The 11663-nt window shown below is 68.2% G+C and carries 10 protein-coding genes; 4 read left to right on the forward strand and 6 right to left on the reverse strand.

The window, feature by feature from the left end; genetic code table 11:
- The first annotated feature begins 13 nt into the window (after positions 1-13).
- The 3 genes from PA27867_RS10945 to PA27867_RS10955 all read left to right on the forward strand — a co-directional run bounded on the left by PA27867_RS10945 (position 14) and on the right by PA27867_RS10955 (position 3874).
- Positions 14-1594 carry an ABC transporter permease gene (locus PA27867_RS10945; RefSeq protein ID WP_066596294.1) on the forward strand — a complete coding sequence of 527 codons (1581 nt, stop codon included), beginning with the start codon at positions 14-16 and terminating at the stop codon, positions 1592-1594.
- A complete protein-coding gene (locus PA27867_RS10950; protein ID WP_066596296.1) occupies positions 1591-2649 on the forward strand; it encodes an ABC transporter ATP-binding protein in 1059 nt (352 codons plus the stop codon). The genes PA27867_RS10945 and PA27867_RS10950 overlap by 4 nt, the downstream gene beginning before the upstream one ends.
- Positions 2650-3277: 628 nt before the next feature.
- Positions 3278-3874, forward strand: a complete 597-nt coding sequence (locus PA27867_RS10955; protein WP_066596297.1) for a dihydrofolate reductase family protein — start codon at positions 3278-3280, stop codon at positions 3872-3874.
- A gap of 331 nt (positions 3875-4205) precedes the next feature.
- Here the strand turns inward: PA27867_RS10955 and PA27867_RS10965 are convergent, their stop codons facing one another.
- Genes PA27867_RS10965 through PA27867_RS10980 form a run of 4 tightly spaced genes read right to left on the reverse strand, consistent with a single transcriptional unit; the run spans position 4206 to position 9200 of the window.
- On the reverse strand, positions 4206-4913 hold the full coding sequence (locus tag PA27867_RS10965) for a Crp/Fnr family transcriptional regulator (protein ID WP_157109202.1): 708 nt from the start codon (positions 4911-4913) through the stop codon (positions 4206-4208).
- Positions 4910-7561, reverse strand: coding sequence for a multicopper oxidase domain-containing protein (locus PA27867_RS10970; RefSeq protein WP_066596305.1), 2652 nt, complete (start codon positions 7559-7561; stop codon positions 4910-4912). The genes PA27867_RS10965 and PA27867_RS10970 overlap by 4 nt, the downstream gene beginning before the upstream one ends.
- Complete coding sequence (locus PA27867_RS10975; protein WP_208857253.1) at positions 7558-8814, reverse strand: hypothetical protein; 1257 nt, start codon at positions 8812-8814, stop codon at positions 7558-7560. The genes PA27867_RS10970 and PA27867_RS10975 overlap by 4 nt, the downstream gene beginning before the upstream one ends.
- A 47-nt stretch (positions 8815-8861) precedes the next feature.
- On the reverse strand, positions 8862-9200 hold the full coding sequence (locus PA27867_RS10980) for a DUF2249 domain-containing protein (RefSeq protein ID WP_084021013.1): 339 nt from the start codon (positions 9198-9200) through the stop codon (positions 8862-8864).
- Between the two features lie 123 nt (positions 9201-9323).
- On the opposite strand from PA27867_RS10980, the gene PA27867_RS10985 reads away from it, so the two are divergent.
- Positions 9324-9662: a non-heme iron oxygenase ferredoxin subunit gene (locus tag PA27867_RS10985; protein WP_084021015.1), complete on the forward strand. Its 339-nt coding sequence runs from the start codon at positions 9324-9326 to the stop codon at positions 9660-9662.
- Here PA27867_RS10985 and PA27867_RS10990 read toward each other — a convergent pair.
- Both PA27867_RS10990 and moaA read right to left on the reverse strand, forming a co-directional pair.
- A complete protein-coding gene (locus tag PA27867_RS10990) occupies positions 9659-10351 on the reverse strand; it encodes a helix-turn-helix transcriptional regulator (RefSeq protein ID WP_066596308.1) in 693 nt (230 codons plus the stop codon). The two genes, PA27867_RS10985 and PA27867_RS10990, sit on opposite strands and share 4 nt — an antisense overlap.
- Before the next feature lie 44 nt (positions 10352-10395).
- Positions 10396-11511 carry a GTP 3',8-cyclase MoaA gene (gene moaA / locus PA27867_RS10995; protein WP_066596309.1) on the reverse strand — a complete coding sequence of 372 codons (1116 nt, stop codon included), beginning with the start codon at positions 11509-11511 and terminating at the stop codon, positions 10396-10398.
- Positions 11512-11663 lie beyond the last annotated feature (152 nt).

An 11663-nucleotide genomic window follows, 5' to 3' on the forward strand; every position in this document is an offset into this window, starting at 1 on the left:
TCGGGGCGAGAGGATGGACAACGTGACCACGTCGACGGCGCTGCGCGGGCAGCGGAGGCGGATCGCGAGCCCCGGCTCGAGACCCTCTCCCCTGCTGCTCGCTCTCGTGTGCGCGATCGCCCTCACGGTGCTGGTCCCCGTCGGCTTTGTCGTGTCCGTTGTGGCCCAGGTGGGCTGGCCCACCTTGGCGCCACTGATCTTCCGGCCCAAGGTCGGTGAGCTTCTGGTCAACTCGGTACTTCTGGTTGCCATCGGTGTTCCCCTCTGCGTCTCCATCGGCGTCGGAGGGGCCTGGCTGGTGGAACGCACGCGCCTTCCGGCCCGGCGTCTGTGGGCGGTCCTCCTCGCCGCGCCACTCGCCGTGCCGGCCTTCGTCAGCAGCTACGGCTGGGTGAGCGCCGTTCCGTCGATCGGGGGCCTCGGCGGGGGCCTGCTGGTGGCGACACTGGCGTATTTCCCCCTGGTCTACCTGCCCGCAGCCGCGACCATCCGCCGGCTCGACCCGGCACTCGAAGAGACGGCACGCAGCCTGGGGCACGGTACCTGGAAAGTGTTCTTCACCGTGGTCCTCCCCCAGCTGAAACTGGCGATCTGGGGCGGCGGGCTCGTGGTCGCGCTGCATCTCTTGTCCGAGTACGGCGCCTTCGCCCTCATCCGCTTCGACACGTTCACCACCGCCATAGTCGTTCAGTACCAGTCAACGTTCGCCGGACCCGCGGCCAGCGCGCTCGGCGTCGTGCTGGCGATGATCTGTCTGGTGCTCCTGGTTCTCGAGGCATCGACCCGAGGTCACGCCCGGTATGCCAAGGTCGGCTCCGGCAGCGGCCGTCCGGGAGAGCGCGTGCCGCTGGGCGCCTTCGCGCCCCTCGCCGTGGCCGCCCTCGGCGTGCTGGTGGCACTGTCCCTCGGTGTCCCCCTCGCAAGCCTCACCCGGTGGCTGGTCGCCGGCGGAGCGGCTTCCTGGGCCCAACCGGAGCTGGGCACCGCCGTACTGCAGACGATGTTCCTGGCCGGCGGCGGCGCTGCAGCCGCGATAGCCGTGGCGCTGCCGGTGGCGTGGCTCGCGGTGCGTCACCCAGGACGGATGGCCCGGGCCCTCGAGGGCGCCACCTATGTGTCCAGCAGTCTGCCGGCGATCATCGTCGCGCTGGCGCTGGTCACGGTGACCCTGCGGACGGTACCGGCGCTGTACCAAACGACGTGGACTGTCATGTTCGCGTACGTCGTCATCTTCATGCCGCGCGCCCTGGTCAGCCTGCGGTCGGGCCTCGCACAGGCGCCGCTCGCTCTCGAGGAGGCCGCACGGGCGCTCGGCCGGTCGCCGCTTGCCGCCCGGATCCACGTGACGCTTCCACTGATCCTGCCGTCCATCGGCGCCGGCGCCGCTTTGGTCGGGCTCGGAGCCGCCAACGAGCTCACCGCAACCCTTCTCCTGGCGCCCAATGGCACCAGGACTTTGGCCACACAATTCTGGTCGGCGAGCTCGTCGGTGGCCTACGCGAACGCGGCACCCTACGCCGTACTGCTGATCCTGCTCGCCGCACCTGCGGTTGCGATTCTCTTCACCCAGTCCAGAAAGCGGGAGCGCGGATGACGTCCCTCACCATCTCAGGAATCTCCAAGGACCTCGGCGGCGTGCCCGTACTGCGCGACGTCTCACTGTCGTTGGAGGCGGGCAGCCGCCTGGCCGTGGTGGGCGCCTCCGGGAGCGGCAAGAGCACGCTGCTCCGGCTGATCGCGGGCTTCGATCGACCGGATGCCGGCAGTGTGCGCATCGACCATTCGCTGGTCTCCGATGATTCCGTGTTCGTGCCCGCCCATCGCCGCGGCATCGGATACGTCGCCCAGGACGGGGCCCTTTTTCCCCACCTCACGGTGGCACAGAACATCCACTTCGGCCTGCGTGGCACTCAGCGGCGGCGTCACGAGGCGGAGGCCGCCGCCGAGCTCGTCGGCCTCGACAAGCAGCTCTTGCAGCGCTACCCCCATGAGCTGTCGGGAGGGCAGCAACAGCGCGTGGCGCTGGCTCGTGCGCTGGCTCCCGAACCACGTATCCTGCTGCTCGACGAACCGTTCAGCGCGTTGGACGCAGGGTTGCGCAGCCAGACCAGGCACGCGGTGGTGGAGGCGCTGGAGCACACCGGCACCACGACGGTCCTCGTCACGCACGACCAAGCGGAGGCGCTGTCTTTCGGCCAGCAGATCGCGGTCATTTCCGGGGGCCGGATCGACCAGGCCGGCTCACCTATCCAGGTGTTCCAGAACCCGTCGACGTCAGAGACCGCGGTCTTCCTCGGCGACGCCATTTTTGTTCCATGCCACGTGCAGGGCACCGTTGCCGATAGCGCGCTCGGGCGTCTGACCGTCGCCTACGACCACCGCGGCGGCGGCACCGGGGCCCGCGCCCTACTGCGCCCCACCCAACTGAGTCTCGACCTGAACCCGGTGCGCACCAACGCTGTGATCGTCCGCTCGTCGTTCAGCGGGTCGACCGTGCGACTCGACCTTCGACTGACCGAACCGGGCGTAGCCGCCGACTCGGTGCTCACCTTCGACCTGATGACCGCCCAACCGGATGGGTACGCGGTGGGAACCGCCGTCGCCCTGACCGCGACAGGCGCGGTCGGCGTCTACTCGCCCGCCCACTGACGACATTCCGATAGACCTCGGGCTCCCTAGGCATTTTCATCCCTCCCGCCAGCGCATAGCCAATCGACACCGTCTGCTCGGTGGGGCTTGCACACGCGCCGCTGTCTGACCAATGTCGAGGACGCCCGAATGGAAACATCCTCTACCGCCAGGAACCAGCGAGCCCGCCAAGACAAAGAAAACCTTCATGAACGGGGGTTTTACTACTACTGGGCACCGGATCTGCCGGGTCCGATCGACATCTGATCCGCAACGATAGTCGACGCGCTCGGCGGCGGCGACGGACTCGTCTGAGCCGGGGTGAATGTGAAGGACGTCCAGGTCCCGCGTCGTCCCCCGGTCGAGGTACCGCAGGGCGATTGAAAACCTCGCAGGCCGATCATGATCGCGCCTCGATCGAGAGCAGTGGCTGTCATCACACACGCTCGCGAGGGTTCCCTTCTGACACAGCGTCGGCGCGCTCCCCTCGAGCTCTTCGAGTACATTCACCTGGAGCGAGGCGGAGCCGACGCTTCCCATCAAGATTGGTACTTCCGGAGAATTCCAAGCAAAACTGTCGAATTGGATCGGACGCATTCATTGCAGTAGCGAGGCCGCCTACCAGGGGTGGCGCGAAGGGAGTAGCACCATGAAACTCACCATCAGCCTGCAGGTCACCCTGGATGGCGTCGCTCAGGCGAACGGCGGCAACAACGAGGAGATGGACCCCGGATTCACGCGCGGCGGCTGGGCGCGAGCGTTCGTCGACAAGGATGCCGCGCAATACATCCTCGATACCTGGCGGCGCCCGGATGCGTTCCTGCTTGGCCGAAAGACATTCGGCCTGTTCGAGACGTACTGGGGCACCCGAAGCAACGATGGTGGGTTCGGGGAGGCGATCAGCTCGAAGCCGAAGTACGTGGTCTCGAATACCCTGACCAATCCGGCCTGGGAGCACACGACGGTGATCTCGGGTGACGTCGCCGCCGAGATTAGCCAGCTCAAGGCCCAGCCGGCTGGCGAGCTCCTCGTGGTCGGGAGTGCGGCACTCGCCCGCTGGCTCCTTGAGAACGAACTTGTGGATGAGTTGAACCTCGTCCAGTTCCCGGTGATCGTCGGGGAGGGCGAGCGGCTGTTCCCGCAGAACGGCTTGGACTTCGGATTGCACTTGGAGGATTCGGTGGTGTTCGGCACCGGCATCGTAGCGCTCACCTACCGCGTGGGCGGCCGCCCTGAGTACGCCTGAGCGAGAGGACCGACACTGCTGAGGTACCTGGGCTGACGTGCACTTTTCGTCGCTCGCGCTGTCGGGGCACGCAGACGCTCGCTCGGAACATCGGCGCGGATCAGATGTCGATCGGACCGGGCGAATCCGGTGGCGGCGAGGGACTCATCTGAGCCGGGGTTGACGTGAAGGACATCCAGGTCCTGCGTCGTCCCCCGGTCGCAGTATCGCAGGGCGAGTGCCGCACCGCCCGCGAGCCGGATGCCAGCGACCTCGCCCGCATCGCGAAGCTCGGCGACGAGATCTCGAAGGCCGAGGATGATCGCGCCACGATCAAGCGCAGTGCCGGTCATCACACGCTCGCGAAGGTATCTGCCCAAGCAAGGACGCCGCGTTCGGCGAACTCTTCCGGCACGTCCTCACGCTCGGGCGCCGGGTCGGCTGGGGCGACCCGGAAGACGACAGTACAGTCAGTGCGCGATCGGGGTTGTTGACCCATCCAGGGAGCGGGATGTCTTCCTGATTGAGCCTCCACGCCACGAGAGCCGCAATCCCCGCATCCCACACCCGATCCCCGGTGCGTTCCGGCTCCGTCAGCCTCGAGCGCTACCGACGGGTACGCCAGCATCACTTCGCGAAAGGCGCCGGCGTCAATCTGCAGGGCGCAGGTGGTGACCAGGGCGAGGGCCGTCTCGGTGTAGCCGCTGCCACCGGCCCAGGTGAGGCCGCCGAGCACGTCGCCGGGGCCGAAGAAGTCCAGGCTGGTGCGCTGCCCGGTTGCGGTGGTGCGGAAGGCCTTCGCCTGACCCGCTGCGAGGAAGTACACATGCTCGCCCGGCTCCCCCGCACTGAACAGGGCCTCACCCGCGGACCAGGCCAGCGACGTTATCCGTGTGCCGATCGACGCCAGCTCGTCGCCGGACAGCCCCTGGAACAGGACGATCTGTTCGAGTATTCGTCGCTGCATGGCGGGCGGGCACCGATGCGGCCGTCCACAGGTGCTGCGGAGCGGCACCGCACGCAGCGGCAGCGCGCTCGGGGACAGGCCCTGCTCGCTCACGGCAACACCTCGAGGATGCCGCGGGCGCCCTTTTCGGCATCCGACATGATGTGGCTCACGAAAGGGTAATGCCCCGCCTCGGAGAAGGTGATCTCCACGAATCCGCCCTGCGCGGCGGCGAGGTCGAGCGCCTGGGCGCCACCGGTACCGGTGCTGCCGCCGTCTTTGAGCGAATAGTCGCCCTCTTTGTAGACGGTGTGGAACTGGCCGCCGACGACGTGGAAAGCGCTGCCCACGTTCGGGCCGGCATCTAGCACCCACACCCGCACGGTCTCGCCGACCCGCGCCTGCAGGGGCCGCGCGGCGTACTGGTTGGCGTACCCGTTGAAGACCATCAGGTCGGGGGTCTGCGCCTCCACCTTCACGTCGTCCACCTCACCGCCCTGCGCGCCAAGGTAGAGCTCGGACTGCACCACGAGGTACTCGCGGTCGACCTCGGCCAGGCCGGGCGGATCGATGATGACGGCACCGAACATGCCATTGGCGATGTGCACCGACATCGGCATGGTGGAGCAGTGATAGAGCCAGATGCCCGACCGGGTGGCGGTGAACGTGTAGACCAGGCTCTCGCCGGGTTGGATGGTGCGCATGTTCTCATCCGGCGCCACCGTGCCCGCGTGGAAGTCGATGGAGTGACCCATCGTGCCCTCGTTCACCAGGGTGATCTCGAACACATCACCCACTTTTCCGCGCAGGGTGGGACCGGGGGCGGTGCCGTTGAAGGTCCACAGCATTTGGGTCACCCCCGGCGCCACCTCTGTCGGCACGTTCTGCACGGTGAGGGTCTGGCGATGCACGGTGGCGGATGCGGCGGGCGGCAACGACGCATCCCTCGCCTCGAAGCCGGCGTTGGGTTCGGCCATCGGGTCGATGTCGTCGGCGGCGGAGGCCCCGGTCGTGGCGGTGCCGTGGCCGGCGTGCGAGCCGTCGGCGCCCATGCCGTCAATGGTCGTGCCGGCCTCAGCGTCACCGCTGGCGGATTCGCCCACGGCGACGATGCTGATCTCCATGCCGAGCAGCCGGTGGCCGGCGATCGAGCACCAGCCGTCTACGCTCGCGCCGATCACGCCCACCCGCACGGTCTCGGAGGCGCCGGGGTCGAGCAAACCGGACACCAGGCCGGATTCGAGCACCAGGTTGTGCACCATGTCGTCGCTGTTGGTGAGCGTGATCACGAGTTCGTCGCCGACCGGCACCTCGATGCGGTCGGGCACGAATCGGGTGTCGATCATGTCCACGGCTACCGTGGTGGTGTGCCCGGTCGCGGCAGCGGATGCCGACGACCCGGCGACCGGGGACGCCACCGTCGAGAGGCCCACCGAGGCGGGGTCGATGACGATGCCCACCGTCACCGTGAGCAGCAGTGCGGTCGCGGCCGCGAGCATCCTCCCGGTGATGCGAGGTCGCTCGGTCTTCACCGGTCGTTCGCCGGGCGCCACGCGCACGAGCGGCAGGGTGCGCACCCGCCGGTTGGCACGGAGGGCCCGGGTGAACAGCACCAGGAAGCTGGCCAGGGTGGCCACGATCAGCATCGACAGCGCCACCGTGAGGGTGCTGGAGATCGGGAGCAGCGACAGGGCCAGGCCGCCGTTGACGACGATCACCCGGAACAGGCCGCCGCGGTCGAGCTCGGCCACGGTGGCCTTGAGTGCGGCCGGGCCACCGCCGAGCACGACGGGCACCAGGTGGCTGAGGGCACCGAGCAGGATCTGGGCGGCGAAGCCGAGCGCGAAGTAGGGCACCAGGGTTTCCACGCCGGCGGCCGCGGCCGTCCAGCTGGGGGCCAGCGCGATCTGCAGCCCGAACCCGAGGGTGCAGAGGGCAAACCAGACCTGTGCGGCGCCGAGGCTCCAGGCCGCGAAGTTGACGGCGGGCGCCCGGCGCAGGTGGCCGGCTCCTTCCCAGAGCACCCGGCCGAGCGCTGCCAGGTAGACCAGGATGCCGAGCGCCACGACCATGCGCAGGTCGGCGAGGCAGCCGAGCGCGACGAGGCCGAGGCCGCCCACTAGCACCGTGAGGGTGTGGCCGGCCGCCACAGTGCCGCCCTCGATGCGGGTGTGCAGCACGGTGGGCCAGAGCAGCGCGATGGTGCCGATCACGGTGAGACCCACCCAACCGAGCAGGTTGAGGGCCAGGTGCCCGATGAACAGACGCTCGTAGTCCTCGCCCCCGCCGCCCAGGCGCGCCATCAGGATGCCCAGGGTCACGCCCGCGGCGAGCATCACTGCGCTGGCCACGTAGTAGCGAATCAGCGGGGCGAACCGGCCCGGCATCGCACCCCGGGTCTGTGTGATAAAAACCGCGGCGTGGGCCAACGCCGTGAGCCCCACCAGGATGCCGCCGACCAGCACGAGTGGGTATCCGTCGATGACCATGCCCGTCATCACCAGCACCGAGCCCACCGTGTGTGTGCTCAGCCGCAGCCCGAGCGAGAGACGATGACCGAGGGCCTTGCGCCGCAGCAGGGTGTCGGCGAAGTGCTGACTCCAGATCAGAATGGCGGTGCTCACCGCGCCGAGCAGCAGAAGGTGCACGAGCAGCCAGCCCGACTCGGGAACCATCCGGTGCAGCAGGGTGAAGATCACCGCGGCGGCCAGCCAGGCGGGCACCAGGCTGCCCGAGACGATGTGCCAGAGCTTGTCTTTCATAGCAGCGACCCCCGGCCCGGTCCTGGGGACGGCACGGCGCTCGGGGCGGGCAGCACGGCAGCGGCAGCCTCGGCAGCGACCGGCGTTCGGGCCACCCGCGGGGCCGTGCGGGCCGGCACACCGGCGCCCCAGAGCACCGAGACCACGGCGACACCCACGAACAGGAGCACCGCGATAATGTTGACGATCCCGCCCCACTGCACCAGCACCGGCCAACCGTAGGCGTCGCCGAGCAGCACCCGGGCCAGCAGTGAGAGGTGCAGCAGCGCCGCCGGCAGGTACATGATCGGCCGATAGGGCAGCGGCCGGCGCAGCACGGCCGGCAGGATCGTGGGTGCGTGGGCCATGATCATCGACACCACGAAGCCGAGGAACACGGCGTGCATCATCGCGTCGTAGCCGGGGCCGGAGTACACCGCACCCTGCAGTAGCCAGATGCCGCCAACCACAACCAACCAGCCGTAGCCGGCCAGCAGGCAGCAGGCCATGTAGCGGGGCAACCCGGTAGAGCGCACCAGGCGGGTGGCCACGTCGTGCCGGAACAACCAGACCACCAGCGCGAGCATGCCGATACCCAGCAGCGGATAGCCGGCGACCGGCCAGACCAGGGCCACGACGGCGCCGAAGCAGAGGGCCAGGCTGATGCCGAGCATCCACGATTCGGCCCGCTGGTCGACCGTGGGTGAGATACGGGAGAGCTCGAGCCGCTCACCGGCAATGGTGAGAACCAGGTACAGGATGAGCAGCGGAGCCAGCTGTGGAATGCCGATGCCACGCAACCAGAAAATCGTGGCCATCAGACCGGCCACAGCACCGAGCACCTGCACACCGGTGGAGACCGCGGCCTGCTTGCGCCAGATCTCGGCGTAGATGACCAGCAGCACGGCACTGCCGGCGACCAGCGCGGCCTGGCCCACGATCACCGGAAGCGGAGAGATGAGCGCGATACCACCGGCCCCGAGCAAACCGGGCGAGAGATAAGCCCAGCCGCGGCGCACGGCCACGGCCCGCTCGAGAACCACGACGGTGCCGACGAACCCGAACACCATCAACGGCCCGTGCACCTCGGGCAGCCGGGTGCTGGTGATGGGCGCCCAGACGCCGAGCAGGAGTAGGGCGCCGTTGAGTCCAGCGAGCAGGGCGATGCCGCCCAAGAGCAGGAAGGCCAGCCGACCGGTGACGTTGGGCCGCACCGTCGGACCGGTGCCGCGAGCGGCACTGCCGGTACGGCGATACGGGCTGGGCGTGGTCATTGGCGGCGGCTGGCAGGTCTCGAGGTCAGGTCAGGCTGGCGGTGGGATCAGTTCTCGCGGGTGAGGCGGATGGTCCAGGTTTCGGGTCCGTTCTCGAGGTAGGAGATGAGGAACTCGCCGGGGCGACTGCTTTCAAGCTGGCCGAGCAGCGGCAGCGGGTTGTGCGAGGCGATCAGGTCGAGGGCGAAGCCGGGCTTGATGGCGCCGAGGGCCCCGAAGATGGTGGCGTGACGAATGGCGTGCGGGATGGTGCGGGAATCCAGGACGATCTTCTCTTCGTCTTCGTGACCGCAGGCGCAGGCGTGCGCTGCGGGAGCCCCAGCGGTGGCCTCGGCATCGACAGCGCCGGGGCGGCTGGAGGACAGGGTGATCGGTTCGGCGGTCATGGTTTTCTCCTTCGGCCGGGTCGAATGACCCTAGAGGGCCACTTTAGATGATCGGTATCCTTTTAATCGGGACGTTCGTCCCATGAATCTCGGCCGGTTAGTTTCGGCGGAAATGAGGAGCAGGTGGCAACCAGGGTGTGCGCAGAATCCGAGCTGGAGCTCGGTGAAGCGATCAAGGTGATGGTTGACGGCGTGGCAGTGGCTCTGGTGAAGGACAGCGCCGGCAACTGCTTCGCCCTGGGTGACATGTGTTCACACGCCGACATCTCCCTCTCAGACGGCTTCGTCGAGGGCGACGACCTGGCGTGTTGGGCACACGGCGGCCGATTCGAACTCTCCACTGGACGCGCCCGCACCCTGCCGGCCTCCGAACCCGTCCCCGTCTACCCCCTCACCATCATCGACGGCGACGTCTACGTCGACGTGACCACCCAGGTGGACGTCTCCTCCTACGTGGGCTAATCCGTGGCGGGCAGGTGCACGAGGCAGAGTGTCGGCTGCACGAAGGGCTCCAGATGGATGCCCTCGGCGTCGTGCCCGAGGGAACTCGCCAGCCCCTTGATGAGACCGAGGTGTACCGAACAGACCACGTCGGGATTCGCTCGCGCTTCGACCCGGAATGGGCACGCGGTGAGTGCGATCGTGGTCTCGTCGGGCCGCAACTCAGGCTCGAAGCCGATCTCGGTCAGCACGCGTAGCAGCGGGGGCACGACGTTGACGACCGGTGCGTCGGTGGTGTCGGGGGCGTCAGGCGCCACGGCATCGGCCACGGCCGCGTACTGCGCCGACCAGCGCTCGCCGGCACGCACCGACCGGGCTCGGCCACCGTCCTCGTCTTCGCCAATGACGGCGGCGAGGGCCTGGGCGAGCTGCTGTTGGGCCGCTTCAAGCGGCAGCGGTGCCGCTACCGCGCTGAACAGCACCTGGGGTCGACCGCGCTGGCCGGCCCGGGCTACCTGGCGCTCCACGAGCCCGGCGGCCTCGAGCTGTTCCAGGTGAAAACGGGCGGTGGTGATGTGCAAGCCGAGGGCCTCGGCAACGGCGCCCACGCCCAACGGTTCGGCGGACTCTGTGATCAGGGCGAGCGCTCGACGGCGCGGCTCACTGGCCAGGGCGGTATGCCGGGCATCGATCTGCGTGGTCGTAACCATGTTTTTACAGTAGCAGCGTGCGGTTAAACCGGCGCCAGTCGGGGTTAGCCGCCGATGTAGGACATCTCGATCTTCTTGGCGCCCGAGGAGCGCACCGCTCCGGTCTGGGCGCTCCGCAGCGCCGAGGCCTGGTCGGTGCGCCGCCGCCAGATGGATGCCATCGCATCGGAGAGCTGCTCATCCGTGCTCCCATCCCGCAGCAGGGCTCGCAGGTCGTGGCCCTCGCTGGCGAACAGGCAGGTGAACAGCTTGCCGTCGGTGGAGACCCGCGCGCGCGAGCAGGTATGGCAGAACGACTGGGTGACGCTGGAGATCAGGCCGATCTCGCCCTCGCCGTCGACGTAACGCCACCGCCGGCTGGTCTCGCCGGTGTAGTTGGGCGCGACTTCCTCCAGTGGCAGTTCGGCGTGGATGCGGCCCAGCACCTCGCTGGACGGCAGCACGGCATTCATGTTCCAGCCGTTGCTCGTGCCCACGTCCATGAACTCGATGAAGCGCAGAATGTAGGGCGTGCCCTTGAAATGCCGGGCCATGTTGACGATGTCGTGGTCGTTCTGGCCGCGCTTGACCACCATGTTGATCTTGATCGGGCCGAGGCCCACGGCGTGCGCGGCGTCGAGGCCGGCCAGGATGCGCGCGACCGGGAAGTTGACGTCGTTCATGGCGCGGAAGGTGGTGTCGTCGAGCGAGTCAAGCGAGACCGTCACCCGCTTGAGGCCGGCGTCCTTGAGCGCCTGCGCCTTCATCGCCAGGGCCGAACCGTTGGTGGTGAGGGCGATGTCGACCGGGCGTCCGGCAGGGGTGCGTAGTTCAGCGAGCATCGCGATGAGTTCTTCGAGGCCCTTGCGCAGCAGCGGTTCGCCCCCGGTGAGCCGGATCTTCTCCACCCCGTGCGCCACCGAGATGCGGGCCAGACGGGTCATCTCCTCGAAGGAGAGCATCTCGTCGCGCGGCATGAACGCGAAGTCCTTGCCGAAGACCTCCTTGGGCATGCAGTACACGCAGCGGAAGTTGCACCGGTCGGTCACCGAGAGCCGGAGATCGTGCAGCGGCCGGTTGAGGGTGTCGACGAGCCGGGCCTCCCACGTCGGGGCAGGTCCGACCGGCACAGCATCGGCCAGAGGCTCGATGGAGTGCACGGGGATCAGAGCGCCGGACATACACCGACCCTAACCCCGAACTGTTCGGGCTCGCCCCTACGGCCACTCCCACCGCTTCGCAGGCCGGGCGTATCGGTCGTCAATCATTTTTCACGGTGTTCGCTCGTTGTCGGGTTCTCCGGCGGCGGTCAGGCTGACCGTGGGCACACCAT

The organism is Cryobacterium arcticum, assembly GCF_001679725.1.
GTDB lineage: Bacteria > Actinomycetota > Actinomycetes > Actinomycetales > Microbacteriaceae > Cryobacterium > Cryobacterium arcticum_A.